We start from the raw sequence: 25266 nt of genomic DNA on the forward strand, positions 1-25266 counted from the left end.
GACTCAATCGTGCCGCACACCCGCGCGTTTGAGCATTTGCTTGCAACGCTCCGACAAGTGAAACACCCGCAGGTGTTTGCCGGCCTTGTCGTAGCGTTCGCGCAAGGTCTTCAGCGCAGCGATCGCCGAATAATCGACGAAGCTCAAGTGGCGGCAATCCAGCGTCACGTGCGCCGGGTCGTTGGCCGGGTCGAACTGGTTGAGAAACGGCGCGGTCGAGGCGAAAAACAAGGTGCCGTGCAGGCGATAGAGTTTGCTGCCGTCGTTCTCGACATAGGTGTCGGCGTACAGCTCGCGGGCCTGCTGCCAGGCGAAGTTGAGCGCGGCGATGATGATGCCGCAGAGCACGGCGGTGGCGAGGTCGGTGAATACGGTGATGGTGGTTACGGCGATGATCACCAGCACATCGTTGAGCGGCACTTTGTTGATCACCCGCAACGACGCCCAGGCAAAGGTTTGTTGCGAAACCACGAACATCACGCCGACCAGCGCGGCCAGCGGAATACGCTCGATCAGCGGTGACAGGAACAACACGAACAGCAAAATCATCACCCCGGCGATCACCCCCGACAGCCGACCGCGACCACCGGAACTGAGGTTGATCACGGTCTGGCCGATCATCGCGCAACCGCCCATGCCACCGAACACGCCCGAAACCATGTTCGCCGCGCCCAGCGCCACGCACTCGCGGTCCGGGTAGCCACGGCTCTCGGTGATTTCGTCGGTAAGGTTCAGCGTCAGCAACGTTTCCAGCAGGCCGACCAGCGCCATCAAAATCGCGTAAGGGGCGACGATGCGCAGTGTTTCGAAAGTCCACGGGATGTCCGGCAACGCCAAGGTCGGCAAGCCGCCGGCAATGTGCGCCATGTCGCCCAATGTGCGGGTCGGCAGCCCAAGCAGGTACACCGCCAGGCCAACACCGAGAATCGCCACCAGCGCCGGCGGCACTGCACGCGTCAGGCGCGGCAGTACATAGACGATGGCCATGGTCAGCGCCACCAGGCCGATCATCAAGTACAGCGGCGAACCGCTGAGCCAATTCTCACCACTTTTGAAATGCTCCAGTTGCGCCAGCGCAATGATGATCGCCAGGCCGTTGACGAACCCGAGCATCACCGGATGCGGCACCATGCGCACCAGTTTGCCGAGCCGCAACAGCCCGAACGCCATCATGATCAACCCGCCGAGCAACACCGTCGCCAGCAAATACTGCACGCCGTGCTGCACCACCAACGCAACAATCACCACCGCCATCGACCCCGCCGCGCCAGACACCATGCCCGGCCGCCCGCCGAACAACGCGGTCAACGTGCAAATGATGAAAGCGCCGTACAGGCCCATCAACGGATTGAGGTGCGCGACCAGGGCGAATGCAATGCACTCGGGCAGCAACGCAAAAGAAGTAGTGAGCCCGGCCAAGGCATCGGCGCGCAGACGTTGTGGTTTCATGACTTACCTGGAAAACGGGCCGGAGGAGCTGGCCGCTGGGAGTTGCGGGAAAAGAGGGTTGCGGATGTTACGGAATTGACGGCGGTTGGGCCAGTGGTCTCAACCCCGCTTCAAATCCAGGCAATAGGTGTAATAACCGGTGTCGCGCACGTAGCCCAGTGATTCATACAAACGTTGGGCGTCAACGTTGTCTGTCGCGGTTTCCAGCACCAGGCCTTTTGCGCCAGTGGACAGGGCGAAGTCGCGGGCGGTGTTCATCAGCAAGGTGCCAACTCCGCGGCCGCGGGCGGCGGGGTCGGTGAAGAGGTCGCTGAGCAGCCAGGTGCGGAAAGCGTCGATGGAGGAAAACGATGGGTAGAGCTGGACGAAACCCAGCGCCTCGGCGTTTTCGTCGAGGGCGAGGAAGATCGCCGATTCATTCTGCGCGAGGCGTTCGGCGATGAAATCCTGGGATTGTTGCAGGTTGGTGGGTTGGCCGTAGAAGCCGCGGTAGGCGTCGAACAGTTTGGCGACTTGGGCGAGGTGGCTGGCGTCGGCGCGTTGCACGTGGAGGGCCATGGCGATGTTTCCGTGCAGTTTGAGGAAAAATCAGCATAGCTGGCGGCCGGCAAGCTGTTGCGAGGTGATTTTGCGCAAGTGAGAGGCGCGATGCCTCTCACTTGGGTGCCGGGTGATTAGCCGGGCTTGTGGTTATCCAGTACGCGATTGACCGCTAACTCGCCCATCGTGATGACCCGTTGCAGCACCAGCAATGTTTGGCGTCGCGGGTTGTCGGCCAGGCCGACAAGGTCGTTGACGATGCTGCTGGCGGACGCCAGCGCGTCGCATGCATCGACGAGTAAGGTCTCGTCGTCCGCCGCTGCATCGATGGCAAAAATGTTGCTGGGTTTGCGGGGCGCTATCTGCGCTTTCGTCGCCCCGGGGTTCAGATAAATCTTGAGCGCGCGGTCGGCGGCCACTTTGATTTTTTCGGGGTCGAGATCAAAAGTGGCGTCGTAGGGTACTGGATCGGTGTGCGGTGGATTCGGGGTTACTTTGAACATGGAAAGACTCACTAATTTTCGAATATTAAGGAGCCGCCACTTTCGCTACCAAACGAAGGGTGGCGGGCATACGTGGGTTGGTAGACCGTTCGAAAACTAGAAACCCGGCGCTCACGAGGAGCCCCACGCATGCCCACCCTATAGAGCTGAGTCCCGGGAAGAGGACTGCATAAGGTGTTACATGTCAGAATTTCGAAGCGGGCTACCAAACCCGATCACTGTTTTGCAGTGACCGGAAAACGATATAGCCCGCCCGAAAGACCCACAAGCCGGCGGATTCTGTCTTAGCTGTAGGCAAAGGCACAAGGTTTTGTAGCCTTCAGGACGTTACAGAGAGTGTCGTTAAACACCCATCGTTAAACATGTTTATTGCGGGTTGCCAGACCTGACGCCATCGCGAGCAAGCTCGCTCCCACAGGGGGATTTGGCAAATCTTGGGTTTTGAGATTCCCAAAGAAAACGGGCGCCTTGCGGGCGCCCGTTTTCGTTTAACGCGTGGCTTTACAGATTTTTAGCCATGGTGTCCGTGATGGTTTTCAGCGCTTGTTCGGTGCTTTCTTTCCAGTCGTTATCGGTCACGGCTTGCACGCCTTCGCGGTTCTGGCCGTGGATTTCGATGGGTGCTGCCGAGGTGCCGGTGTCGACTTTCAGGTGCACTTTGTTGTTGACGCCGACGGTCAGGAAGCCTGGCGACATCCATGACCAGAATTCGATGACGTGCACGGTGATCGCTTGGGTGTCGACGGTTTTTTCGCTGCTTGGCACTACGCGATAACCGGCCTGGCCGTAGGCGGTGGCGATGCTTTTGGCGATCAGGTCGCTGACTTTGGTGCCTTCCGGCAGCAATACGTCGCCCAGGCCCATGCCGTAGCCGTTGCGTTTACGGGCGATGGCGCGTTCGGTGATGCTTTTGTCGGTGATTTCGCCTTCTTTGAGCGACGGAATTTCCGGGACTTGCGGCTTGAGTTCGAAGCGGCGCTCGTCCAGCACGCTGATGAAGACTTTCTGGCCGTTGCCGTTGGCGACGGGAGGCGTGGCAATGTCCACGACCGAGCGACTGGTGGCGCAGCCAAACAATGCGGTGGTTGCGAGCAGCAGGCAGGCGAGTTTCAGGTGTTTCATGACGACTCCGTTCATTGTGATCAGTCCACGTTACTGGCAGGCAAAGCGGTTTTGCCCCCAGCGCGACCACAAGGAATCGGCCGCGTGGCGACATTCATGAGTCGCCACGGGTGTTTTTTTGATAAAAATCAGCGCTTGAGACGCGGATTTCGGCGCTCGGCAGCACATCGATTCGCGCGACCGGGCCGGTCAGGCGCGCGAGGTCGGCGTTGTGTTCGGCGATGATGTCTTCAGCAGCAAGGTTGCCGTTGTCGACGGTCGAATGCGCGTCGGCGGCGAGGACCACGTCGTAGCTCAGGTTCAGCGCCTGGCGCACGGTGGCGTTGACGCAGTAGTCGGTTTGCAGGCCGCAGATGATCAATCGGTCAGTGCCTTGGTCTTGCAGCAAGGCTTGCAGATGCGTCCGGTAAAACGAATCACGGGTGGTTTTGCGCACCCGCAGGTCGTGCTCGGAAGTGTTCAGGGTTTGCGCCAGTTGCCAGCCTTCGGAGCCGTGTTGCAACAAATCACCCTTCTCTTCGTGCTGGATCAGGACTACCGGGATTCCGGCGTCGCGCGCCTTCGCACTGAGGTTATTGATATTGTCGATGACGCGTTCGATGTCGAAGCATTGGTATTCGCCGGTGCACAAAGCGTGCTGTACGTCGATGATCAGCAGTGCGGTGGTCATGAGGGTCCTTCCTTGATAGTCGGCAATACAGGGGACGGAGATAAACCGAGCGGAAATAGATCCGTCCCCTTTTTACGCTGTCAGTAACCCAGCGACAACCCGGTATTGCGGCGCGGATCGTTGGCGCCGTAATAGCGGTTTTTGCCCACCGGTTTGCCGTCCAGCGACGGCGCGCCGATGAGGATCGCCGCGACGTGGTTGGCGTCCTGCGGCCCGGCGAATTTGTGGCCCCAGCTTTCGAGCATTTTCACTGTGTCGGGGCTGGTGGTGAAGGTCTCCAGATTGGTCTCTTCGGGCAGCCATTGTTGGTGGAAACGCGGCGCATCGACGGCTTCCTGGATGTTCATCCCGTAGTCGATCACGTTGAGGATGGTCAGCAACGTCGCGGTGATGATCCGACTGCCACCGGGCGTGCCGACCACCATCACCACTTTGCCGTCCTTGGTGACGATGGTCGGGCTCATCGACGACAGCGGCGCTTTGCCCGGCGCGATGGCATTGGCCTCGCCCTGCACCAGGCCGTACATGTTCGGCACGCCGATTTTCGACGTGAAGTCGTCCATTTCGTCGTTGAGGATGACCCCGGTTTTGCTGGCCATGACGCCTGCGCCGAACCAGTCGTTGAGGGTGTAGGTCATCGACACCGCGTTGCCCCACTTGTCGACGATCGAGAAGTGCGTGGTGTTGCTGCCCTCGTGCGGCGCGACGCCGGGTTTGATCTCGCGGGAGACGCCGGCCTTTTGCGGATCAATGGCGGCGCGCAGCTTGGTTGCGTAGTTTTTGTCGAGCAGGTGGTCAATCGGATTTTTCACGAAATCCGGGTCGCCGAGGTAGCTGTTGCGGTCGACGTAGGCGTGGCGCATCGCTTCGATCTGGTAATGCATGCCCTGCGCCGAGTGGTAACCGAGGTCTTTCATCGGGTAGCCGTCGAGGATGTTCATGATCTGGCAGATCACTACCCCGCCGGAGCTTGGCGGTGGCGCCGAAACCACGTGATAACCGCGATAGTCGCACTCCACCGGCGCCAGTTCGCGGGTCTTGTATTTGTCGAGGTCGGCTTGGGTGATGATGCCTTTGTTGGCCTGGCTGGAGGTGACGATGGCGTCGGCCACCCAGCCCTTATAGAAGCCATCGGCGCCCTTCTCGGAAATCTCGCGGAGGGTTTTGCCGAGGTCTTTCTGCACCAGTTTCTGCCCGACCTGCATCGGCTCGCCGTTGCTGAGGAAGATCGAACCGGAATCGCGCATGTCCTTCTTGAACACGTCGGTGGCGGTTTCCAGCAGATCGACGTCGCCCTGCTCCAGCACGAAGCCTTCTTCGGCGAACTTGATTGCCGGGGCGATCAGTTCCTTGCGCGGTTTGGTTCCATATTTGCTCAGCGCCAGTTCCATGCCGGACACGGTGCCGGGCACGCCGACGGCCAAGTGGCCACGGGTGCTGAGTTCGGGGACGACGTTACCGTCCTTGTCCAGGTACATGTTCGCGGTGGCCGCCAACGGCGCTTTTTCGCGGAAGTCGAGGAAGGTCTTGCGCCCGTCCGCCAGTTGGATGGTCATGAAACCACCGCCACCCAGGTTGCCCGCTGCGGGATAGACCACCGCCAGCGCGTAGGCTACCGCGACGGCGGCGTCCACGGCGTTGCCGCCATTTTTCAGTTGATCGACACCGACGTGAGTGGCCAAGTGTTGTGCCGTGACCACCATGCCGTTTTCGGCGGCGACCGGGGCCACGGAAGCGGCGTAAGCACTGAGGCAGCTGAGCGCCAAGGAGGTCGCAATCAGCGATTTGGCTAAAGGTTCGAACTTCATGATTCGGTCTCTTTTTGTTTTTCTGGCTCTGTACAAAAACAGAGGGAGCGCTGCAAGAGCAGTAGCCAGTATGGCTGGGATTGCGGTTTGCGCCTCCCCGGCGAGGCAGTATGCTGGCGCTCTTTGCAGCCGTTTTCGGGGTTCGCCGGCATGAGCTACACCTTCACCACCATGGCCTCGCCGGTCGGCGAGTTGAAGCTGGTCGCGAACGGTTCGAGACTGGCGGCCATCCTCTGGGAAAACGACAAACCGAATCGTGTGCGGCTGGGGGCGATGATCGAGTCGGCGGACGCGCCGATCCTGCTGTTGGCGGTTGCACAACTGGAGGAATATTTTGCTGGTCGTCGGCGCCGATTCGAGCTGGATCTGGATTTCACCGGGACCGAGTTTCAGAAACGTGTCTGGCAGGCGCTGTTGACCATTCCGTTTGGCGAAACGCGCAGTTACAGCGATATCGCCCGGCAGATCGGCAGTCCCAGCGCGGTGCGGGCGGTGGGTGCGGCGAATGGCAAGAATCCGATTTCGATCGTCGCGCCGTGTCATCGGGTGATCGGCATGTCGGGTAAGTTGACCGGGTTTGCCGGAGGGCTGGCGGCGAAGGAGCGGTTGTTGCGGCTGGAAGGCTGCGACTGGGCGGGGGCTGGCCGGACGGGTGAGTTGTTTTGAGTTTTCCCACACTATCCACCCAGATACAAAACCTGTGGGAGCGAGCTTGCTCGCGATAGCTATCTGACAACCGACATCTGTGGTGTCTGACGATCCGCCATCGCGAGCAAGCTCGCTCCCACAGGGGGTTGCGGTTTCCCCGCCGCTCAAGCAACGGTGAAGATGTTTTTCATCGCCGCGTATTGCAGCAGCATGATGGTTTTCGCGTCGCAGATTTCGCCGCGATAGAACGCTTCGAGTGCTTCGTCGAATGTCCATTCCAGCACTTCCAGTTCTTCGGTCTCTTCCTCCAGACCGCCGCCGTCGCTGACTTTGGCCGCAGCGTCATATTCGGCGATGAAGAAGTGCAGCTTTTCCGTCACCGATCCCGGGCTCATGTAGGCCTCGAAAATTTTCTGCACATGGTGCACGCGGTAGCCGGTTTCTTCTTCCGCTTCGGCGCGAATACGCTCTTCTGGCGCTGCGCCGTCGAGCAAACCGGCTGCCACTTCAATCAGCAGACCGTCATGACCGTTAACGAACACCGGCAACCTGAACTGCCGCGTCAGCACCACGGTTTTTTTCTCGCGGTTGAACAGCAGAATCGCCACGCCGTTGCCCCGGTCGTAGACCTCGCGGGTCTGACGCTGCCAGTCGCCGTTGTTGCGCTGGTAGTCGAAAGTGATTTTCTTCAGCAAGTACCAGTCGTGGGACAACACCTGGGTTTCGATGAGGTTGACCCGCTCGGCTGTGTTCACCATCACGACATATCCTTCAAATCCAAAGAGCGCCATGGTAGGCGAAAATGAAAAAGCCCGGCATCTCTGCCGGGCTTCTTTTTACTGCTGGCTCGCCACTTCAGGTGCCGCGCCTTGTTCGTCGTGCGCGGACAGACGCTTGCCGTTGATCAACGGCCCGTAACGACGGCTGAACTCCCAGTTATACGGCACGTGGTCCTTGTTGACGCCGTTGTCCCAGTTCACCGACCAGGTCATCAGCCCTTTGATCGACAGGCCTTTGGCGTCGAGGCGCTTGAAGGCGTTCACCACCGCTGCCGGGTGAATCACATAACCGGTGGCGGCTGCGTCGACGTTGGCTGGCAGGCCGATGACGAACTTGTCCGCAGGGATGCGGGTGAAGCCGCGCGTACCGCTGACCAGACTTTCTGTCAGGTAAAACAGGAAGTCCTCTTTCATCGCGTCGTTGTTCTGGGCGATCCACGCGCCATTGCCATTGTTGGCTTCCTGAACCCAGATACCGTCGCCGCCCTGGTTGTAATACTGCGGCGCGACAAAGTCGTAATAACCTTCGAGTGCCTGCAGGTAACCGACGTATTTGCCGCTGGTGGTCAGGTACGGGAATTCCGGCGCCATGCTGATGATGAAGTGTTTACCCTCACCGGCGTAATGGTCCTTGACCAGTTTCAGCGCGGCCGGCAGGACCGTCTTGTTGTCGGCGAAATCAATCGCGCTCTGTTCAAGATCGATGTCCAGGCCATCGAAGCCGTAGGTTTCCACCAGCCGGATGATTTCATTGGCCAGCGGTTGTTCGTTGCCCTTGTGCAACTCGATATGCGCGTCGGCGCCACCAAGGGAAATCAGCACCGCTCTGCCCTGGCTGTTCAGCACGCCGACCTGACGGCGAAACTCGGCGTCGCTCAGGTTGTACGGCTTGAAGGTCGGTATACCGTTGCCCTTCATGAACGCCACGGCGACCACGTTGTAATCCTTGGGCACATCCTGCAGCGCAATGTTGGCGAACTGGCCACGTTGGTAGCCGTCGCTCGGGCCGGCCGGCCAGTTGTGCCAGAAACCCATCAGGATCTTTTTGCCGGCAATGCTCGGCATCAACGAAGCGGCGTCGCTCAGTTGCGATTTCATTAACGTAAAGTCGATATCAGACATGTTCTATTCCTTCAGAACGTGTGGAGGGTTTGCGAATGGTTTCGCGGCGTCGGATTACTTGAAATCGACGTCAAACGCTTGATAGAAGGCGTTGCCAGTGTTGGCGACGATCCACATCAGCACGATTACGTGAGGGCCTTTTTTGTTGCTCGGCAACTTCACCTCGTGATTGACCTTGGCCACCATCTCCGCCGAATGGCTGTAGTACGGGACCTGGGTGTAGAAGTCGTCGAAGAACGCTTTCGGTTCCAGTTGCGCACGGCTGATGCGCTGTTGCGGGTCCCAGCCATCCTTGGTGATAAACCAGCTGTAACCACGGGTGACGTGCGGCGCGGTGTATTTCCAGGTGACTTTGAAGTTCTGGCCCGGGGTGACGTTGAGCAACGGCCAGGCGAACGGACGACCGAGTCTTTCGCTCAGTTCTTCATTGGTGAAATTGACGCAATCACGCTGATCGACTTTACCGCCACTGAGAATGTGGCCGTCGGCGGGGGGAGCGACGCTGTCGCTGTCGGTTTGATACGGCGCCGGGAACGGGCCAGCAGTCAGCGCAGGGAAGTTTTTGCCACCCTCCATTTCGTTGACTTGCCAGCCCTCCAACAGGCCCAGTTCCATGGCAACTGCGCCACGGCTGGACGGGGATGTCACACGACCGTGACGCAGTTCGGCTTGCGGTTGAATCTGTGGTTGGTTCATCTTTTTCACTCCATTGATTTGAGATCTCTCCTTCCTGAGGAGAGGTCTTCAAACTAACGGAGCTGGTTTTTTTGTCCACCGAGCCAATTTGCGCTTCGGTCGATGCCTGCACGAGCAAATCACCGCGAATACTGGATATACAACCAGTGGTTTGAGCTGAGTCGTACGTTTCGTATGGGCGAAGGATTACACCGCGAAGCATCGATCTGGAGGTTTGTTACCTCAGGACAGCTGCGCTTGGTATTCCTTTTCATATTGGCTGGCGAGGGTTTCTTTCTGCTTGTCGTCGAGCAGTTTGCCGGCCATCTGGAAGAACTTCTGTTCTTCTTCCTTCAAGTGGTGATGGACCTTCTCCGAGAGCTTCTTGGCAGTTGCCAGCCACGCCGGGCTGGACATCTCGGTCTCGTCGAGGGTTTCCATCATCTCGTCCATTTCATGGTGTTCGGAAATGGCATGACGGCTCAGGTCGACGCCGTTATCGAAGGCCATCAACGGGATGTAGAAATGCCGTTCTTCGGCGGTTTCGTGGGCCTGCAGTTCGGCTTTCAGCTGTTTATAGGCTTCGGCCCGCTCCGGGGTGTCGCCGCTGGTCTTGATCAGTGCATCGGCGTAACCGCGCTGGCGGTCGTGGCTCTCGCGCAAAGCTTCGAAAATGTTCATGGCACTCCTCATGGCCGCGTTCTGAATTGACGCTCTTTTTTAAATAACGCTCAAGTGCCTAGACATCTGCGTGCGAGCAGCGGTTCCGCTGGCGTGATGGATGGAACATTCAGCAGAGCCCGGATAGTCTTTCGGCTCACCGCCATAAGGACATCGCCATGACATTGCGTATCGAGCAGTCGCAACACCCCACGGATGCAGAGCGCGAGGCCATCCTCGCCCCTTTGCGCGCCTACAACGCCGCGCAGGCCGGGCCGGGTAACCCGCAACCGATTGCTCTGTTGGTGCGCGACGAGCACGAGCAGATTCTCGGCGGTTTGTATGGCCGGGTGTTTTATCAGTGGCTGTTTATCGAGTTGCTGTCCGTGCCGGAGCAGGCGCGCGGCCAGGGCTTGGGCTCGAAGCTGATGCAAATGGCCGAGGAGTTGGCGCGGGACAAGGAGTGCGTGGGGATCTGGCTGGATACGTTCGACTTTCAGGCGCCGGACTTTTACCGCAAGCATGGCTACAGCGAGATCGGCCAGATTGCCGATTACCCGCCGGGGCACAAGCGCCACTTCTTTCAGAAACGCTTGATTAACGCTCTCTGAAACACCGCCCCTCTGTAGGAGCGAGGCTTGCCCGCGAAAGCTATCTTTCAGCCAACATCAGCGCTGAACGTTAAATCGCCTTCGCGGGCAAGCCTCGCTCCTACGGGTATTGCATGCTTACAAACACGTAGCCAATGCCGCCAACCGGCGCTTCGCCACGAAGTCATCGCGCTGCGCGTAGTAGCTCAATTCTGTGCCGGTCACACCGGTGGTCAGGTCGACAAACGATTCTGCGGAGCGCGTGTACACCGTCGAACCGCTTTTCTTGCCTGGTTGCAGGTAAGCCCCGGCATCGACGCCGAACACCGCTTCGTCCTGCCAGGCGAATTGCACGCATTGGGCGACGACTTTTTCCGGTTTGTCCGAGGTCAGGGTTTGGGTCGGGGCCTTGGTGCGGGAGTCGTCCATCAACGACCCGGCGCATCCGGCCAGCATGCTTGCGGCCAGCGCCACCATCAGAATTCGCATTGTGTTCGCTCATCGGGAAAAAGCGGACTGTATCACCGTGGCGCGGCGTATCGTTCTGCTTTACTGCATTTATAGCGAGACACCGCGTGACGATTCGCGCACCCTGTCGCGCATTAAACAGCGCATCAGGCTTTTGCCCGGCGCTTTATTTTGGAGACGCTATGACCCCCAACGCCGAATTCTACAAACCGACCGCCGAATACGCGGACAAACTGATCAGCCAGATCGGCCAGACGCCGTCCTGGATCGCCAAGCGAATCGGCGTTACCGACAAGCGCATTCGCTACATTCTCGACGGCGAAAGAACCGTGAAGGGCGAAACCACGCCGATCCAGATGACCTATCCGGAGCAGTTCGCTCTGGAATGCCTGGCCGCAGCGGCCAAAGCCAAGAAACAGTCTGCGTAACCTGACCGGCAAGGAGCGACCATGGCAGCCACCGAACAGCAACACGAACAGGCACTGAACAAGTTTCTCGATGAGCGCCCCGAATTGCGCCACGAACTCGACAACCTTAATCCGTTGTTGGCGCAGGCCAAGGGCGAAACGGCGGCGCAGTACCGCGACGAACGTTTGCATGAAGCCTTTGAGGCCGAAGCGGAGCGCCAAGGCTTGTTCGCCTGGGAACTGACGTTGCAACTGACCTCCGCCACGCCTGAGGACTATCAGGCGCAGCGCATGGAAGTGCACCGGGAAGTGGCGGAAATGGCCGGCATGGACTGGCTGGAATATTGCGACTTGTACCGCCTGACCCCGTAATCAAAACGCTTGCTGCCTGAGGACGACCGACGCCGATGCTGCCATCCGCTTCCACCCACCGCGCCAGCCCCGGCCATCTGCACCGGCAAAAATGGCGCGGGCGCATTGGCATGTCGCTGGTGGCGGCGCTCTCGGTGCTCGCCGGCATGACCGACGCCATCGGTTTCATGGCCAGCGGCGATTTCGTCTCCTTCATGAGCGGCAACACCACGCGCCTCGCCGTGGCGATCAGCGAGGGCGACCTCGGTCTGACCACGCGCCTGCTGATTCTGGTGACCACGTTTATCCTCGGCAATGCGCTGGGCATCGTCGTCAGCCGCCTCGGCGGGCGACGGGCGCTGCCATTGCTGTTGTGCATCGCCACGTTGCTCTGCGGCGCGGCGGCGTGGCCATCCGAGCAACAATTGCCGGCGCTGCTGGCGGCGATTATCGCCATGGGCATGCTCAATGCGGCGGTGGAAGAGGTGAATGGGCTGCCAGTGGGCCTGACGTATGTCACCGGCGCGCTGTCGCGATTTGGTCGTGGATTGGGCCGCTGGATGCTCGGCGAGCGGCGTAATGGCTGGCGGGTGCAGTTGATTCCCTGGACCGGCATGTTTGCCGGCGCGGTGATTGGCGCGCTGCTGGAACAGCAAATGGGCCTGAAAGCATTGTTTGTCAGCGGGCTGCTGGCCGGGGTGATCGGGCTGGTGTCGCTGAAGATTCCGCGGCGTTGGCAGTTGGGGTATATGCCGCGCTGACCGGGTTGGCTGGCAGTCCGTCATCGCGAGCAGGCTCACTCCCACATGGGATGTCGTCCAGCAGACTATTTGCGCCCAGATCAGATCCCCGTAGGAGTGAGCCTGCTCGCGAAAGCCGCGCCTCGGTCTTTGACTAATCCCCCTTCGCCGCATCCACGATAAAGCTTTATCATTGCCCGCAGTTTTGCTGATCGAGTCCGCCATGAAGTTCGCCATCGCGCTGTTTTCCGCCGCCCATGCGCCCTCCTCGCGCCGAGCCCTGCTGTTCGCCCAGGCTGCGCTGGCCGGCGGGCATGAGATTGTCCGGCTGTTTTTCTATCAGGATGGCGTCTACAACGCCGCCGCCAGCGTGGTCACGCCGCAGGACGAACAAGACCTGCCCAAACAATGGCGCGCCTTCGTCACCGAACATCAACTTGACGGTGTCGTGTGCATCGCCGCCGCCCTGCGCCGTGGCGTTCTGAACGCAGAAGAAGCCAAGCGCTATCAGCGCGAAGCCGTGGCTGTCGACGCGCCGTGGGAATTGTCCGGCCTCGGCCAGTTGCATGACGCGGTGCAGGATGCCGACCGTTTGATCTGTTTCGGAGGCGCGTGACATGCCCAAATCCTTGTTAGTCATCAGCCGTCAGGCGCCGTGGTCCGGCCCGAGTGCCCGCGAAGCGCTGGACATCGTGCTGGCCGGCGGCGCGTTCGACCTGCCGATCGGCCTGCTGTTTCTGGATGACGGGGTGTTTCAGCTCGCCGCGCAACAGGACGCCAAGGCCCTGCAACAAAAAGACCTCAGCGCCAATCTGCAAGCCTTGCCGATGTTTGGCGTCGAAGACCTGTTCGCCTGCGCCGACAGCGCCACCGAACGCGGTCTGGACCCGAACGGCTTGGCGCTGCAGGAAGTTCAAGTGCTGAGCGCTGAACAAATCACCGCCCTTATCGACCGTTACGACCAGGTGATCACCCTCTGATGTCGACTTTGCATGTGTTGTCTCATTCACCGTTTGGCGACGATCGCCTCAACAGTTGCCTGCGCGTGATCGGCGCCAATGATGCCTTGCTGCTCTGCGGCGACGCGGCATATGCGTTGCAACCCGGCACCGCGCCGTTCCAGACCCTGAGCAGCCGTGGCGTGAAGCTTTTGGTACTCGCCGAAGACGCTCAGGCCCGCGCACTGCCAGTGCCGGATTGGGCGCAAGCGCTCGACTATCCGGCCTTCGTCGAACTGTCGATTGCCTACGACAAGGTCAACAGTTGGCTATGAAATCCCTGACCGTCGGCGCGCGCGCCATCGAACTCGACAAGGACGGCTTCCTCGTGGAACTCAGCGACTGGTCGGCCGACGTCGCCAGCGCTCTGGCCGCCGCCGAAGACATCGAGTTGAGCCCGGAACACTGGGAAATCCTCGAATTGCTGCGCAGTTTCTACGCCGAATTCCAGCTGTCGCCGGCCACCCGCCCGCTGATCAAATACACCGCGTTGAAGCTCGGCACGGAAAAAGGCAACAGCCTGCACCTCAATCGACTGTTCAAAGGCACCCCTGCCAAACTCGCCGCGAAACTGGCGGGCCTGCCCAAACCGACGAATTGCTTATGACCGATTACCCCGCACTGACCCTCGAAACGCCGGCTGAACATCCGTTCGCCCAATTTGTGCGAATCCTTGGCAAAGGCAAACGCGGCGCCCGCGACTTGAGGCGCGAAGAAGCCCGGCAAGCCATGGGTTTCGTGCTCGATGATCAGGTCGAAGACACCCAGCTCGGCGCGTTCCTGATGCTGTTGCGGCACAAGGAAGAAAGCGCCGAGGAGATGGCCGGTTTCACCGAGGCCCTGCGCGAACGCCTGCAAGCGCCGGCGCTGCATGTCGATCTGGATTGGCCGACGTACGCCGGGAAGAAGCGCCACTTGCCGTGGTATCTGCTCGCGGCCAAATGCCTGGCGCAGAACGGCGTGCGGATTTTCATGCACGGCGGCGGCGCGCACACGGCGGGTCGGCTGTACAGCGAGCAACTGCTGGACACGTTGAACATCCCGTTGTGTCGCAATTGGCAACAGGTGGGCGATGCGCTCGATAATGGCGGCTTGGCGTTCATGCCGCTGGTCGATTGGGCGCCGCAATTGCAGCGCATGATCGACCTGCGCAACACCTTGGGCCTGCGTTCGCCGATTCATTCGCTGGCGCGGATTCTCAATCCGCTGGGCGCTCGCTGCGGTCTGCAAAGCATCTTCCATCCGGGCTACCAGGCCGTGCATCGCGATGCCAGCGGTCTGCTGGGCGACACGGCAATTGTGGTCAAGGGCGATGGCGGCGAAATCGAGATCAACCCGGACGCCGACAGCCATTTGTACGGCACTACCGGTGGTGTCAGTTGGGATGAGGAATGGCCGCAATTATCGGCGCAGCGCCACGTCAAACCGGCATCGCTCGATCCCGAGCATTTGAAAGCCGTGTGGCGCGGCGACGTGATCGACAGCTACCCGCAAATGGCCCTGATTGCGACCATGGCCCTGGCCTTGCGCGGCCTCGGCCAGACGCGCGAGCAAGCGTTCGCCACCGCCGAACAATACTGGGCGGCGCGAAACAGATCGATTTAACCGATCATATCTGCCCAAGCTTTGCGCTTTTTGTTCGAACTCATCGGCATAGACTCCTCTCCAACGCTTATATGTTGAGGAGTCTTGATCATGGGTTTATTAGTTGAAGGCCAGTGGCACGACCAGTGGTACGAAAGTAGCAAGGACGGCGCATTCCAGCGCGAACAGGCGCAGCGGCGCAATTGGCTGACCGCTGACGGTCAACCGGGCCCGACCGGTGTCGGCGGTTTCGCGGCCGAAGCCGGGCGCTATCACCTCTATGTTTCCCTCGCCTGCCCGTGGGCGCACCGCACGTTGATCCTGCGCAAACTCAAAGGCCTCGAAGGCCTGATCGATGTGTCGGTGGTCAGTTGGTTGATGCTGGAAAACGGCTGGACCTTCGACCAGCACCTCGGTTCGACCGGCGACAAACTCGATCACTTCGACTTCATGCACCAACGCTACACCGCCGATACCGCTAACTATACCGGGCGCGTGACAGTGCCGGTGCTGTGGGACAAGCAGCAAAATCGCATCGTCAACAATGAATCGGCGGAAATCATCCGCATGTTCAACAGCGCGTTTGATGATTTGACTGGCAATGATCTGGACTTCTATCCGGCGCCGCTGCGCAGTGAGATTGACGCGCTGAATGAGCAGATTTATCCGGCGGTGAATAACGGCGTGTACCGCGCCGGGTTTGCTACTTCGCAGAACGCTTATGAAGAAGCGTTTGATGAGGTGTTTGCCGAGCTGGACCGTCTGGAGTTATTGCTGGGCGAGAACCGCTATCTGGTCGGCGAATACCTGACTGAAGCGGACATTCGCTTGTTCACCACGTTGATCCGTTTTGACGCGGTGTATCACGGGCACTTCAAGTGCAACCTGCGGCGGATCGCCGATTATCCGAATCTGTCGAACTGGCTGCGCGAGTTGTATCAGTGGCCGGGGATCGCTGAAACCGTGGATTTCCAGCACATCAAGCATCACTACTACGGCAGCCACAAGACCATCAATCCGACGGGCGTTGTGCCGAAAGGGCCGGAGCAGGATTTCACCGCCAGCCATGATCGGGCGCGGTTGAGCGGGAAAGGGGTTTGGCGCAAGGCCTGATAGGCCGCTGCAACCCGAGCGTGGGCACGATCAATTGTAGTGAGGGGGCTTGCCCCCGTTCGGCAGCGAAGCAGTCGCAAAACAGCGAGCGCGGTCTTTTCAGCCAGAACTCGCTCGCCGTTTCAGGGCCGCTACGCGCCCCAACGGGGGCAAGCCCCCTCGCCACAGGTCAGACTTGCGCTTGCGCGCCTTCGAACCACGCCAGTTTCTCGCGCAGTTGCACCACTTCCCCAACGATCACCAGCGTCGGCGCATGCACTTCGTGGTCCGCGACCATTTGTGGCAGATCGGCCAAGGTGCCGGTGAACACCCGTTGATTAACCGTGGTGCCCTGCTGAATCAACGCCGCCGGTGTATCCGCGCCGCGACCGTGCTTGATCAACTGCTCGCAGATGATCGGCAACCCGACCAACCCCATGTAAAACACTAGGGTTTGCGCCGGTGAAACCAGATCGGCCCACGGCAAGTCGGTCGAACCGTCCTTCAAATGCCCGGTGACAAAACGTACCGACTGCGCGTGATCGCGATGCGTCAGCGGAATCCCCGCATACGCCGCGCAACCACTCGCTGCGGTAATACCCGGCACCACTTGAAATGGAATGCCGTGCGCCGCCAGTTCTTCGATTTCTTCGCCGCCACGGCCGAAGATGAAAGGATCGCCGCCCTTCAAGCGCACCACACGTTTGCCAGCCTTGGCCAGATCGACCAGTTGCTGGTTGATCTGATCCTGCGGCACGGCGTGTTCGGCACGACGCTTGCCGACGTAAACGCGTTCCGCATCGCGACGGCACAAATCGAGAATCGCCGGCGCCACCAAGCGGTCGTACAGCACCACATCGGCTTGCTGCATCAGGCGCAAGGCACGGAACGTCAGCAGGTCCGGATCGCCCGGGCCGGCACCGACCAAATACACCTCACCGGTTTTCTTCGGCGGCTCGCCGGCAATTTTCGCCAGCAGCAAACGTTCGGCTTCGCCGCCCTGCCCGGCCAGTTGCCGGTCGGCAATCGGGCCCTGAAATACGTCTTCCCAAAACGCCCGGCGCTGCTGCACATCCGGCAGCAGACCTTTGACCTGGCTGCGAAACCGCGCAGCCAGACCGGCGAGTTGCCCGTAAGTGGAAGGAATCCAGGTTTCGATTTTGGCGCGGATCAGCCGAGCCAGCACTGGCGCATCGCCGCCGCTGGAGATTGCGACGATCAGCGGCGAGCGGTCGACAATCGCCGGGAAAATCACGCTGCACAAGGCTGGCGCATCGACCACATTGACCGGCACGCAACGCCGATGAGCGTCGGCGGAGACTTGCGCGTTCAGCGGCTCGTCGTCGGTGGCGGCAATGATCAGCCCGCAACCGTCGAGATCGCTTTCAACGTAGCCGCGCAACAGGCACTCGCCGCCGCTGCCGGTGACCAGTTCGCGCAATTGCGGTTCGATTTCAGGCGCGATCACCCGCAGCAGCGCACCGGCTTCGGCCAGCAGGCGGGATTTGCGCAAGGCAATTTCCCCGCCGCCGACGACCAACACACGACTGCCGCGCAGGTTGTGAAACAGCGGCAGATAGTCCATTTAGCCGATGACCTCGAGGCCACCCATGTACGGTTTCAGCACTTGCGGCACGCGGATCGAACCGTCGGCCTGCTGGTAGTTTTCCAATACCGCAACCAAGGTGCGACCGACCGCCAGGCCGGAACCGTTGAGGGTGTGCACCAGCTCAGGCTTGCCGGTTTCCGGGTTACGGAAACGCGCTTGCATGCGCCGGGCCTGGAAGTCGCCGCAGTTGGAGCACGAGGAAATCTCGCGGTACTTGTCCTGGCTCGGAATCCACACTTCGAGGTCGTAAGTCTTGACCGCGCTGAAGCCCATGTCGCCGGTGCACAGCGCCAGGGTGCGATACGGCAGCTCGAGCAATTGCAGGACTTTCTCGGCGTTGGCGGTCAGGCCTTCCAGCGCTTCCATCGACGTCGACGGCTCGACGATCTGGACCATTTCAACCTTGTCGAACTGGTGCTGGCGGATCATCCCGCGAGTGTCACGGCCCGAGGCACCGGCTTCACTGCGGAAGCACGGCGTGTGTGCGACGAATTTGATCGGCAGCAGTTTCGAGTCGAGGATTTCCCCGGAAACGATGTTGGTCAGCGACACTTCGGCGGTCGGGATCAGATACAGATCGGCCTCGCCTTCGCGGGTGATCTTGAACAGGTCTTCTTCGAACTTCGGCAATTGGCTGGTGCCGACCAGCGCCGGTGCCTGGACCAGATAAGGCGTGTACGCCTCTTCATAGCCATGTTCGGTGGTGTGCAGGTTGATCATGAATTGCGCGAGGGCGCGGTGCAGGCGCGCGATCGGGCCACGCAGCAGGGCGAAACGGGCGCCGGACAGCTTGGCGGCAGTTTCGAAGTCGAGCCAGCCGAATTTCTCACCGAGCGCGACGTGGTCCTGAACCGGGAAATCGAACGCGGTCGGCGTGCCCCAGCGGCGCACTTCGACGTTGCCGTCTTCATCGGCGCCGACCGGCACGGATTCGTGCGGCAGGTTCGGAATGCCGTAGAGGATCGAGTCGAGGTCGGTCTGGATCTGGTCCAGTTCAACTTTGCCGGCACTCAATTCGTTCGCCATGCGCTCGACGTCAGCCATCAACGGTGCGATGTCTTCGCCGCGCTGCTTGGCCTGACCGATGGATTTGGAGCGCGCATTACGTTCAGCCTGCAGTGCTTCGGTGCGGGTCTGGACGGTCTTGCGCTGTTCTTCCAGCGCTTCGATGCGCGCAACATCCAGTACAAAGCCACGGGATGCCAGGCGGTCCGCTACGTCCTGAAGGTTGCTACGTAACAGTTTGGAATCGAGCATGTCGGTCTCTCGTTTATCAAAGTTTGGTCAAGGACAGGCCAGCCCAGGTGGCGAGCAGCCCGCCGAACACGCTGATGGCCAGATAACCGAAGGCTATCGGTGCCTGCCCGCTTTCCAGCAGGCGCAGCGTATCCAGTGAAAAGGATGAAAAGGTCGTCAGACCGCCTACAAAACCGACGATCAGGCCGGCGCGAATTTCGATCGGGACTTCCGGGCGTGTCAGAAACAAGCCGTACAGCACGCCGATGATCAGGCAGCCCACAAGATTGACGGCCAGCGTTGCCAGGTAAAAATGCTTTGGCCAGTTTGCGCTGACCCAAGTGCTGGCGGCGAAACGCAGTAATGTACCAGCGATACCGGCCACCGACACCGCAAGAATTGTTCGAATCACTTATTTTCTCCGCTGGCGAGGGCTCAGACGATCCAGTTGGGCGAGGTGGTTGAGTTTCTCGCCGATCTTCAACTCCAGGCCTCGCGGCACCGGCTGATAGAAAGGCTGTGGCTCGAGTTCTTCCGGGAAGTAGTCTTCGCCCGCGGCGTAGGCATCCGGCTCATCGTGGGCGTAACGGTATTCGTCGCCGTAACCGAGTTGTTTCATCAGTTTGGTCGGGGCGTTGCGCAGGTGCAGCGGCACTTCCAGCGAACCGTGTTCGGTGGCGCTGCGCATCGCCGCTTTGAAACCCATGTACACCGCGTTGCTTTTCGGCGCACAGGCCAGATAAGTAATGGCTTGGGCCACGGCCAATTCGCCTTCGGGGCTGCCGAGGCGTTCCTGCACTTCCCACGCCGCGAGGCACAGGCTCAGCGCGCGCGGGTCGGCGTTGCCGATGTCTTCGCTGGCCATGCGCACAACGCGCCGCGCCAGGTACAGCGGATCGCAACCGCCGTCGATCATGCGCGCGAACCAGTACAGCGCGCCGTCGGGATTGGAGCCGCGCACCGATTTGTGCAGCGCAGAAATCTGGTCGTAGAACGCTTCGCCGCCCTTGTCGAAACGGCGACGGGTGTCGCCGAGCAGACTTTGCAGCAGGTCGATGCCGATTTCGCTGTTGTCGTCGGCGAGGTCCGAGGCGTTTTCCAGCAGGTTGAGCAGACGCCGGCCATCGCCATCGGCGGCGGTCAGCAACATCTGGAAGCCTTCATCGCTGAGGGTCAGTTGCCGTTTGCCGAGGCCGCGCTCTTCAGTCAGTGCGCGGTGCACCAATTTGCGCAGCGCCGCTTCGTCGAGGCTTTTGAGCACATAGACGCGCGCCCGCGAGAGCAAAGCGTTGTTGAGTTCGAAGGAAGGGTTTTCGGTGGTTGCGCCGATGAAAATCAGCGTGCCGTCTTCAACGTAAGGCAGGAACGCATCCTGCTGCGACTTGTTGAAGCGGTGCACTTCGTCGACGAACAGGATGGTGCGTTTGCCGTACTGCCCGGCCTGCTGCTTGGCGATTTCCACCGCCTGGCGGATTTCTTTCACGCCGGCCAATACCGCTGAAACCGTTTCGAAGTGCGCATCGGAAACTTCTGCGAGCAACCGCGCCAAGGTGGTTTTGCCCACGCCCGGCGGTCCCCAGAAGATCATCGAATGCAAGGCACCCTGCTCCAGCGCTTCACGCAAAGGCTTGCCGCGAGCGAGCAGATGTTCCTGACCGACGTACTCATCCAGATTGGTAGCACGCAAACGAGCGGCCAAGGGTTGAGCTATCGGGGCACTGCGAAACAGGTCCATCAAAACGTTTTGAAACCTCTTTGGTTCTCGAGCCCCTGTAGGAGCGGAGCTTGCTCGCGAAAGCGGTGGACCAGGCAACCTGATGGTGACTGACACGCCCTCTTCGCGAGCAAGCTCTGCTCCTACAGGGGGTTGAGTATCACTCCTGAATCACGTCCGCGCCTTTCGGGATGTCGAACTTGAACTTGGACGCCGGAATCGATTCGTTGGCTTTTACGCCGGTGAACAGAATGTTGGTGCGCTGACCGACGTTGTCGATCAGTTGCATGTCATTGACCAGGCCATTACGGAACGACAAACGCAGGCTGTCGAACAGGGTGTCCTTGGTCTTCGGCTTCAGCGTGAAATCGATCACGCCGCCAGCTTCCTTGGCGCTGATGTCGAAGCTCTGATTGATCTTCGATACGTCACCGGACAGCAGCAACGCCGGGGTCTGGCTCAGGCGCAGGTCGAGGGTCTTGATGGTCACCTGTTCCAGGTCCGGGTCCCACAGGGTGACTTTCTTGCCGTCGGAGACCACGGTGGTTTCGGCCGGGGCGTCGGTGTGCCAGTAGAACAGGCCCGGACGCTGCAGCGACATTTCACCGGTGGTTTCCTGCAACTGCGTGCCGCCGCCGTCCAGCGTCAGTTGCGAGAAGCGCGCGGTCAGGGTCTTGGAGGTTTCGAGCAATTGGGTCAGGCGCGCCACGTCCTTGTCATCGGCGTGCGCCGAGAGTGTGGTCAACGCCAGAACTGGCAGCAACAGCATGCGGATAAGACGCATGGGAGTCCTCTTGAACATTCGTGGGGAGTGCGCCGGCGCGTCATTGCGCCAGCGCAGTGTTTCAATCAAATCAGTCGCGCACCGGGCCCGGGGCCAGGACTTCACGCGAACCGTTGGTGTTCATGGACGTCACGACCCCGGCCATTTCCATGGCTTCGATCATGCGCGCGGCGCGGTTGTAGCCGATTTTCAGTTTGCGCTGAACTGCCGAAATGGAAGCGCGACGGCTTTCCAGCACGAACTGCACGGCTTCGTCGTACAGCGCGTCGGATTCGCTGTCGTCATCGCCGCTGCTGCCACCCTCAAAACCACTGCCCGGCTCTTCGACGCCAGCGAGAATCTCGTCGTTGTATTCCGGAGCGCCGCGCAGTTTCCACGCTTCCACCACGCGGTGAACTTCGTCATCGGAAACGAACGCGCCGTGCACACGAATCGGCAGGCTGGTGCCCGGCGGCATGTAGAGCATGTCACCGTGGCCAAGCAATTGTTCGGCGCCGCCCTGGTCGATGATGGTCCGCGAATCGATCTTGCTCGACACCTGGAACGCCATGCGCGTCGGGATGTTGGCCTTGATCAGACCGGTAATTACGTCAACCGACGGACGCTGGGTCGCGAGGATCAAGTGAATACCGGCCGCACGCGCCTTCTGCGCGATACGTGCGATCAGTTCTTCAACCTTTTTACCGACGATCATCATCATGTCGGCAAATTCGTCGACCACCACAACGATGGTCGGCAACTTGTGCAGCAATGGCGCTTCGTCGTGAATGCTTTCGCGTTTGTACAGCGGATCGGACAGCGGCGTGCCGGCGTCCTCGGCGTCCTTGACCTTCTGGTTGAAGCCGGACAGGTTACGCACGCCCATCTTCGCCATCAGTTTGTAGCGACGCTCCATCTCCGCCACGCTCCAGCGCAGAGCGTTGGCCGCGTCCTTCATGTCGGTGACCACCGGGCAGAGCAAGTGCGGAATGCCTTCGTAGATCGACAGCTCAAGCATTTTCGGGTCGATCATGATCAGCTTGGCGTCTTCCGGGCCAGACTTGAACAGGATCGACAGGATCATCGCGTTCACGCCCACCGACTTACCGGAACCGGTCGTACCGGCCACCAGCAAATGCGGCATCTTCGCCAGGTCGGTGATCACCGGTTTGCCGCCGATGTCATGACCCAGCGCCAGCGTGACTGGCGATTTGAAATTGTCGTACTCGGGCGACGACAGCACTTCGGAGAAACGCACGATCTGCCGGTCTTCGTTGGGAATCTCGATACCAACGGTGGTCTTGCCCGGGATCACTTCAACCACCCGCACACTGGTCACGGCCAGCGAACGCGCCAAGTCTTTGGCCAGGTTGGAGATGCGGCTGACCTTGACCCCGGCCGCTGGTTGAATTTCGTAACGGGTAATGACCGGGCCTGGGTGAATCGAATCCACGGTGACTTCGACGCCGAATTCCTTGAGCTTGATTTCCAGCAAGTGGCCAACCGCAGCCAGGGATTCGGGCGAGTAATTGAGCTGTTTCTTTTCTGCCGGGTCGAGAATCGAGATCGGCGGCAAGGTGCCTTCGACGGCGCTGTCGACGAACAACGGCGCCTGTTTCTCTTTCTCGACGCGCTTGCTCGGCGCGGCCGGTTTGACCGGGGCCGGGGCAATCACTGGCGGCACCTGCTTTTCGCGGTCCGACATGTGCTTGCTCAGCGCTTGCTCGCGCTCGATCAGGCGTTCCTTGACCTTGGCTTGTTCGCGTTTGTCGGTGACGGTTGGCGCGACCACGTCGTGCACTCGATCATCGACTTCGCGCAATTGCGCGACCAGTTGCTTGCGCTCTGTGCGCGCGGCCCACCAGCGGTTGGCGGCGCCCTGGAACAGTTCGAAGAGGTCGAGGGTGATCTTGCCGGTGAGGTCCATGACCTTGAACCATGACAGGTCGGTGAACACCGTCAGGCCGAACAGAAACAGGGCAATGAACAGCAGCGTGCTGCCCTGAATGTTCAGGGCATTGCGCGCCAGATCGCCAAGGCTTTCGCCCAACGCCCCGCCCGCGCCGGCCGGCAAACCGGTCGCGGCGTGAAAATGAATGTGCGCAAGAGCAGCGCCCGACAGCACCAAAAACACCAGACCGATCAGGCGCCAGGAGAACAGCCAGCCGCTCCACTGCCACGGTTCGTGGCGTTGACGGAAGATCTGGTAGGTCTTGACCGCCAGCAATAACGGGAAGATGTAGGCGAAGTAGCCGAGGATCATGAACAGGATATCGGCGCTGTAGGAACCGGCCGGACCGCCGAAATTCTGCACGTCGTCGATCTTGCTGTTATGGCTCCAGCCCGGATCGTCCTTGCCATAGGTCAACAAGGCCATCATCAGGAACAGGCACAAGGCGCCGATGGCGATCAACGCACCTTCCTTGAGTCGGTAGTGCAATTGCTGGCGCCAGAGCGGCACGACGGATGGTTTAGGTGCTGCGGTGGATTTCTTCAAAACGCTACTTTTCCTGCGCCTGTGGCGCGTCCATCTGTTGAATGACTATAAAAAAACTGCCCAATCCAGGCAGGTAAAAAAGTTAACAGGCGTATCCGGGACTACTTTTAACACTGCGCCCCCGTGTTGCAAAACAGCGCACGTAGCAGTTTTTTGCTACACGCGCCGTTACAAGCGGGCATTGTACGGGTTTGTTCGCCCGTTGCCATGCTTCGCGCCCCGTGATGTAGCATAGCCACGGCGCAGGACGCACGGCTCAATTTGAGCACGCATTGTCTTTTGTGACAAAGGCTTATGAGGTGTTTTTATGAGCGAGGCTAAGCTTTCACTCCATGGCATTCCAGCATTCGGCCCTGGCGGCACGACGCAGATGGAAAGCATGCAAAAACACGCCATGCGCTTTGTTCCAGAGATCGTCTACGACCACGCCCGCAGCGCCAAGTTGCAGCGGCGCACAACACGCGACTTCACGGCGAGCCGCCAAGCCCGCCACCACCCTCCCCTTCTGCAAGCCCAAACGCCATGCTGACTTGGTTACAACGCAATTCCCTGACTTTTCCGCCGCTGGAAAAAGCCATGCGCGAGCCCAACGGTTTGCTCGCGGCGGGCGGCGATTTGTCCGCCGACCGGCTGATCCAGGCGTATCGCCATGGCTGCTTTCCGTGGTTTTCCGAAGGCCAGCCGATTCTGTGGTGGTCGCCGGATCCGCGCACGGTGTTATTTCCCGACGAACTGCACGTTTCCCGCAGCCTGAATAAATTGCTCCGCCAGCAGCGCTATCAGGTGACTTTCGATCAGGATTTTGCCGCGGTCATCCGCGCCTGCGCTGCGCCTCGGGATTACGCCGACGGCACCTGGATCACCGACGCGATGCAGGAGGCTTACCTGCAATTGCACCGACGCGGGTTTGCCCATTCGGTTGAAGTCTGGGATCAGGGCGAGTTGGTCGGCGGTTTGTATGGCCTGGCGATGGGTCAGCTGTTTTTCGGCGAGTCGATGTTCAGTCGCGCCGACAACGCTTCCAAATTTGGCTTTGCCACACTGGTGCGACATCTGAAAGACTCAGGCTTCGTGCTGATCGACTGCCAAATGCCCACGGACCACTTGCACAGTCTCGGCGCACGCGCGATCCCGCGACGCGAGTTTGCCGGCTATCTGGCGCATCACCTGGATCAGCCCAATCGCGCGACTTGGGTTTGCTGAGGCGACTTTTGCGCGCGTGGCTTACACTTAATGCAAAC

General features: G+C 60.1%; 29 protein-coding genes and 1 pseudogene. 13 read left to right on the plus strand and 17 right to left on the minus strand.

The window, feature by feature from the left end; genetic code table 11:
- Positions 1–3: 3 nt before the first annotated feature.
- From BLU01_RS01690 to ggt, 6 genes are all read right to left on the minus strand, one after another.
- The gene (locus tag BLU01_RS01690; RefSeq protein WP_092269953.1) at positions 4–1449 is read right to left on the minus strand and encodes a SulP family inorganic anion transporter; all 1446 of its coding nucleotides are present in this window, start codon (positions 1447–1449) and stop codon (positions 4–6) included.
- Between the two features lie 99 nt (positions 1450–1548).
- Positions 1549–2007, minus strand: coding sequence for a GNAT family N-acetyltransferase (locus tag BLU01_RS01695; protein WP_092269956.1), 459 nt, complete (start codon positions 2005–2007; stop codon positions 1549–1551).
- A gap of 116 nt (positions 2008–2123) precedes the next feature.
- Positions 2124–2492, minus strand: a complete 369-nt coding sequence (locus BLU01_RS01700) for a DUF6124 family protein (RefSeq protein WP_092269959.1) — start codon at positions 2490–2492, stop codon at positions 2124–2126.
- Positions 2493–2993: 501 nt separating this feature from the next.
- Positions 2994–3614 carry a YajG family lipoprotein gene (locus BLU01_RS01705; RefSeq protein ID WP_092269962.1) on the minus strand — a complete coding sequence of 207 codons (621 nt, stop codon included), beginning with the start codon at positions 3612–3614 and terminating at the stop codon, positions 2994–2996.
- A gap of 94 nt (positions 3615–3708) precedes the next feature.
- Positions 3709–4284: a cysteine hydrolase family protein gene (locus BLU01_RS01710; protein WP_092269965.1), complete on the minus strand. Its 576-nt coding sequence runs from the start codon at positions 4282–4284 to the stop codon at positions 3709–3711.
- Between the two features lie 80 nt (positions 4285–4364).
- Positions 4365–6092 (minus strand): gamma-glutamyltransferase, encoded by a 1728-nt coding sequence (gene ggt, locus BLU01_RS01715; protein ID WP_092269968.1) that lies wholly within the window; start codon positions 6090–6092, stop codon positions 4365–4367.
- A gap of 150 nt (positions 6093–6242) precedes the next feature.
- Here ggt and BLU01_RS01720 point away from each other — a divergent pair, with 150 nt between their 5' ends.
- Positions 6243–6758 carry a methylated-DNA--[protein]-cysteine S-methyltransferase gene (locus BLU01_RS01720; RefSeq protein ID WP_092281420.1) on the plus strand — a complete coding sequence of 172 codons (516 nt, stop codon included), beginning with the start codon at positions 6243–6245 and terminating at the stop codon, positions 6756–6758.
- 146 nt (positions 6759–6904) lie between these two features.
- On the opposite strand, the gene BLU01_RS01725 is transcribed toward BLU01_RS01720, so the two are convergent.
- The 4 genes and pseudogenes from BLU01_RS01725 to BLU01_RS01740 form a co-directional block, all read right to left on the minus strand.
- Entirely contained in the window at positions 6905–7498 is a 594-nt protein-coding gene (locus BLU01_RS01725) for an NUDIX domain-containing protein (protein WP_092269971.1), read from the minus strand.
- Between the two features lie 96 nt (positions 7499–7594).
- A pseudogene (locus BLU01_RS01730) lies at positions 7595–8641 on the minus strand (chitinase); the annotation flags it as partial.
- A gap of 54 nt (positions 8642–8695) precedes the next feature.
- Positions 8696–9337, minus strand: a complete 642-nt coding sequence (locus tag BLU01_RS01735) for a lytic polysaccharide monooxygenase auxiliary activity family 9 protein (protein ID WP_092269977.1) — start codon at positions 9335–9337, stop codon at positions 8696–8698.
- A gap of 222 nt (positions 9338–9559) precedes the next feature.
- Positions 9560–9997, minus strand: a complete 438-nt coding sequence (locus BLU01_RS01740; RefSeq protein WP_092269981.1) for a hemerythrin domain-containing protein — start codon at positions 9995–9997, stop codon at positions 9560–9562.
- A 158-nt stretch (positions 9998–10155) separates the two neighbouring features.
- On the opposite strand from BLU01_RS01740, the gene BLU01_RS01745 reads away from it, so the two are divergent.
- Positions 10156–10587 (plus strand): GNAT family N-acetyltransferase, encoded by a 432-nt coding sequence (locus BLU01_RS01745; protein WP_092269984.1) that lies wholly within the window; start codon positions 10156–10158, stop codon positions 10585–10587.
- A 117-nt stretch (positions 10588–10704) separates the two neighbouring features.
- Here the strand turns inward: BLU01_RS01745 and BLU01_RS01750 are convergent, their stop codons facing one another.
- Complete coding sequence (locus tag BLU01_RS01750) at positions 10705–11055, minus strand: hypothetical protein (RefSeq protein WP_092269987.1); 351 nt, start codon at positions 11053–11055, stop codon at positions 10705–10707.
- Between the two features lie 161 nt (positions 11056–11216).
- On the opposite strand from BLU01_RS01750, the gene BLU01_RS01760 reads away from it, so the two are divergent.
- From BLU01_RS01760 to BLU01_RS01800, 9 genes are all read left to right on the plus strand, one after another.
- Positions 11217–11462 (plus strand): hypothetical protein, encoded by a 246-nt coding sequence (locus BLU01_RS01760; protein ID WP_092269990.1) that lies wholly within the window; start codon positions 11217–11219, stop codon positions 11460–11462.
- A 21-nt stretch (positions 11463–11483) separates the two neighbouring features.
- Positions 11484–11813: a DUF6388 family protein gene (locus tag BLU01_RS01765; protein WP_092269993.1), complete on the plus strand. Its 330-nt coding sequence runs from the start codon at positions 11484–11486 to the stop codon at positions 11811–11813.
- Between the two features lie 35 nt (positions 11814–11848).
- Positions 11849–12553, plus strand: a complete 705-nt coding sequence (locus tag BLU01_RS01770) for a YoaK family protein (protein WP_092269996.1) — start codon at positions 11849–11851, stop codon at positions 12551–12553.
- A gap of 202 nt (positions 12554–12755) precedes the next feature.
- Positions 12756–13148 (plus strand): sulfurtransferase complex subunit TusD, encoded by a 393-nt coding sequence (gene tusD / locus BLU01_RS01775; protein ID WP_092269999.1) that lies wholly within the window; start codon positions 12756–12758, stop codon positions 13146–13148.
- Position 13149: 1 nt separating this feature from the next.
- A complete protein-coding gene (tusC, locus tag BLU01_RS01780) occupies positions 13150–13512 on the plus strand; it encodes a sulfurtransferase complex subunit TusC (protein ID WP_092270002.1) in 363 nt (120 codons plus the stop codon).
- A complete protein-coding gene (tusB, locus tag BLU01_RS01785) occupies positions 13512–13805 on the plus strand; it encodes a sulfurtransferase complex subunit TusB (protein ID WP_092270005.1) in 294 nt (97 codons plus the stop codon). The genes tusC and tusB overlap by 1 nt, the downstream gene beginning before the upstream one ends.
- Positions 13802–14137, plus strand: coding sequence for a TusE/DsrC/DsvC family sulfur relay protein (locus BLU01_RS01790; RefSeq protein WP_092270008.1), 336 nt, complete (start codon positions 13802–13804; stop codon positions 14135–14137). The genes tusB and BLU01_RS01790 overlap by 4 nt, the downstream gene beginning before the upstream one ends.
- Complete coding sequence (locus tag BLU01_RS01795) at positions 14134–15135, plus strand: glycosyl transferase family protein (RefSeq protein WP_092270011.1); 1002 nt, start codon at positions 14134–14136, stop codon at positions 15133–15135. The genes BLU01_RS01790 and BLU01_RS01795 overlap by 4 nt, the downstream gene beginning before the upstream one ends.
- A gap of 90 nt (positions 15136–15225) precedes the next feature.
- The gene (locus BLU01_RS01800) at positions 15226–16227 is read left to right on the plus strand and encodes a glutathione S-transferase family protein (protein WP_092270014.1); all 1002 of its coding nucleotides are present in this window, start codon (positions 15226–15228) and stop codon (positions 16225–16227) included.
- Between the two features lie 169 nt (positions 16228–16396).
- Here BLU01_RS01800 and cysG read toward each other — a convergent pair whose 3' ends face one another.
- From cysG to BLU01_RS01830, 6 genes are all read right to left on the minus strand, one after another.
- Positions 16397–17791 (minus strand): siroheme synthase CysG, encoded by a 1395-nt coding sequence (cysG, locus tag BLU01_RS01805; RefSeq protein ID WP_092270017.1) that lies wholly within the window; start codon positions 17789–17791, stop codon positions 16397–16399.
- On the minus strand, positions 17792–19072 hold the full coding sequence (gene serS, locus BLU01_RS01810; protein WP_092270021.1) for a serine--tRNA ligase: 1281 nt from the start codon (positions 19070–19072) through the stop codon (positions 17792–17794). It abuts the gene before it with no gap.
- A 16-nt stretch (positions 19073–19088) separates the two neighbouring features.
- Positions 19089–19463 carry a fluoride efflux transporter CrcB gene (gene crcB, locus BLU01_RS01815; protein ID WP_092270023.1) on the minus strand — a complete coding sequence of 125 codons (375 nt, stop codon included), beginning with the start codon at positions 19461–19463 and terminating at the stop codon, positions 19089–19091.
- Positions 19464–20786, minus strand: coding sequence for a replication-associated recombination protein A (locus tag BLU01_RS01820; protein ID WP_092270025.1), 1323 nt, complete (start codon positions 20784–20786; stop codon positions 19464–19466).
- 139 nt (positions 20787–20925) lie between these two features.
- Complete coding sequence (lolA, locus tag BLU01_RS01825; protein ID WP_092270028.1) at positions 20926–21549, minus strand: outer membrane lipoprotein chaperone LolA; 624 nt, start codon at positions 21547–21549, stop codon at positions 20926–20928.
- Between the two features lie 70 nt (positions 21550–21619).
- Positions 21620–24025: a DNA translocase FtsK gene (locus BLU01_RS01830; RefSeq protein WP_092270031.1), complete on the minus strand. Its 2406-nt coding sequence runs from the start codon at positions 24023–24025 to the stop codon at positions 21620–21622.
- Positions 24026–24332: 307 nt separating this feature from the next.
- Here BLU01_RS01830 and BLU01_RS01835 point away from each other — a divergent pair, with 307 nt between their 5' ends.
- Positions 24333–24554 carry a hypothetical protein gene (locus tag BLU01_RS01835; protein ID WP_092270034.1) on the plus strand — a complete coding sequence of 74 codons (222 nt, stop codon included), beginning with the start codon at positions 24333–24335 and terminating at the stop codon, positions 24552–24554.
- Positions 24548–25228 (plus strand): leucyl/phenylalanyl-tRNA--protein transferase, encoded by a 681-nt coding sequence (aat, locus tag BLU01_RS01840; RefSeq protein ID WP_092270036.1) that lies wholly within the window; start codon positions 24548–24550, stop codon positions 25226–25228. The genes BLU01_RS01835 and aat overlap by 7 nt, the downstream gene beginning before the upstream one ends.
- The last annotated feature ends 38 nt before the right edge of the window (positions 25229–25266 follow it).

It is taken from the genome of Pseudomonas prosekii, from assembly GCF_900105155.1.
In the GTDB taxonomy this organism is placed as follows: Bacteria; Pseudomonadota; Gammaproteobacteria; order Pseudomonadales; family Pseudomonadaceae; genus Aquipseudomonas; species Aquipseudomonas prosekii.

Excerpts from the sequence above, each read along its gene's own strand:
- BLU01_RS01690 (WP_092269953.1), bottom strand. The coding sequence starts at position 1,449 with ATGAAACCACAACGTCTGCGCGCCGATGCCTTGGCCGGGCTCACTACT.
- BLU01_RS01695 (WP_092269956.1), bottom strand. The coding sequence starts at position 2,007 with ATGGCCCTCCACGTGCAACGCGCCGACGCCAGCCACCTCGCCCAAGTC.
- BLU01_RS01700 (WP_092269959.1), bottom strand. The coding sequence starts at position 2,492 with ATGTTCAAAGTAACCCCGAATCCACCGCACACCGATCCAGTACCCTAC.
- BLU01_RS01705 (WP_092269962.1), bottom strand. The coding sequence starts at position 3,614 with ATGAAACACCTGAAACTCGCCTGCCTGCTGCTCGCAACCACCGCATTG.
- BLU01_RS01710 (WP_092269965.1), bottom strand. The coding sequence starts at position 4,284 with ATGACCACCGCACTGCTGATCATCGACGTACAGCACGCTTTGTGCACC.
- ggt (WP_092269968.1), bottom strand. The coding sequence starts at position 6,092 with ATGAAGTTCGAACCTTTAGCCAAATCGCTGATTGCGACCTCCTTGGCG.
- BLU01_RS01720 (WP_092281420.1), top strand. The coding sequence starts at position 6,243 with ATGAGCTACACCTTCACCACCATGGCCTCGCCGGTCGGCGAGTTGAAG.
- BLU01_RS01725 (WP_092269971.1), bottom strand. The coding sequence starts at position 7,498 with ATGGTGAACACAGCCGAGCGGGTCAACCTCATCGAAACCCAGGTGTTG.
- BLU01_RS01735 (WP_092269977.1), bottom strand. The coding sequence starts at position 9,337 with ATGAACCAACCACAGATTCAACCGCAAGCCGAACTGCGTCACGGTCGT.
- BLU01_RS01740 (WP_092269981.1), bottom strand. The coding sequence starts at position 9,997 with ATGAACATTTTCGAAGCTTTGCGCGAGAGCCACGACCGCCAGCGCGGT.
- BLU01_RS01745 (WP_092269984.1), top strand. The coding sequence starts at position 10,156 with ATGACATTGCGTATCGAGCAGTCGCAACACCCCACGGATGCAGAGCGC.
- BLU01_RS01750 (WP_092269987.1), bottom strand. The coding sequence starts at position 11,055 with ATGCGAATTCTGATGGTGGCGCTGGCCGCAAGCATGCTGGCCGGATGC.
- BLU01_RS01760 (WP_092269990.1), top strand. The coding sequence starts at position 11,217 with ATGACCCCCAACGCCGAATTCTACAAACCGACCGCCGAATACGCGGAC.
- BLU01_RS01765 (WP_092269993.1), top strand. The coding sequence starts at position 11,484 with ATGGCAGCCACCGAACAGCAACACGAACAGGCACTGAACAAGTTTCTC.
- BLU01_RS01770 (WP_092269996.1), top strand. The coding sequence starts at position 11,849 with ATGCTGCCATCCGCTTCCACCCACCGCGCCAGCCCCGGCCATCTGCAC.
- tusD (WP_092269999.1), top strand. The coding sequence starts at position 12,756 with ATGAAGTTCGCCATCGCGCTGTTTTCCGCCGCCCATGCGCCCTCCTCG.
- tusC (WP_092270002.1), top strand. The coding sequence starts at position 13,150 with ATGCCCAAATCCTTGTTAGTCATCAGCCGTCAGGCGCCGTGGTCCGGC.
- tusB (WP_092270005.1), top strand. The coding sequence starts at position 13,512 with ATGTCGACTTTGCATGTGTTGTCTCATTCACCGTTTGGCGACGATCGC.
- BLU01_RS01790 (WP_092270008.1), top strand. The coding sequence starts at position 13,802 with ATGAAATCCCTGACCGTCGGCGCGCGCGCCATCGAACTCGACAAGGAC.
- BLU01_RS01795 (WP_092270011.1), top strand. The coding sequence starts at position 14,134 with ATGACCGATTACCCCGCACTGACCCTCGAAACGCCGGCTGAACATCCG.
- BLU01_RS01800 (WP_092270014.1), top strand. The coding sequence starts at position 15,226 with ATGGGTTTATTAGTTGAAGGCCAGTGGCACGACCAGTGGTACGAAAGT.
- cysG (WP_092270017.1), bottom strand. The coding sequence starts at position 17,791 with ATGGACTATCTGCCGCTGTTTCACAACCTGCGCGGCAGTCGTGTGTTG.
- serS (WP_092270021.1), bottom strand. The coding sequence starts at position 19,072 with ATGCTCGATTCCAAACTGTTACGTAGCAACCTTCAGGACGTAGCGGAC.
- BLU01_RS01820 (WP_092270025.1), bottom strand. The coding sequence starts at position 20,786 with ATGGACCTGTTTCGCAGTGCCCCGATAGCTCAACCCTTGGCCGCTCGT.
- lolA (WP_092270028.1), bottom strand. The coding sequence starts at position 21,549 with ATGCGTCTTATCCGCATGCTGTTGCTGCCAGTTCTGGCGTTGACCACA.
- BLU01_RS01835 (WP_092270034.1), top strand. The coding sequence starts at position 24,333 with ATGAGCGAGGCTAAGCTTTCACTCCATGGCATTCCAGCATTCGGCCCT.
- aat (WP_092270036.1), top strand. The coding sequence starts at position 24,548 with ATGCTGACTTGGTTACAACGCAATTCCCTGACTTTTCCGCCGCTGGAA.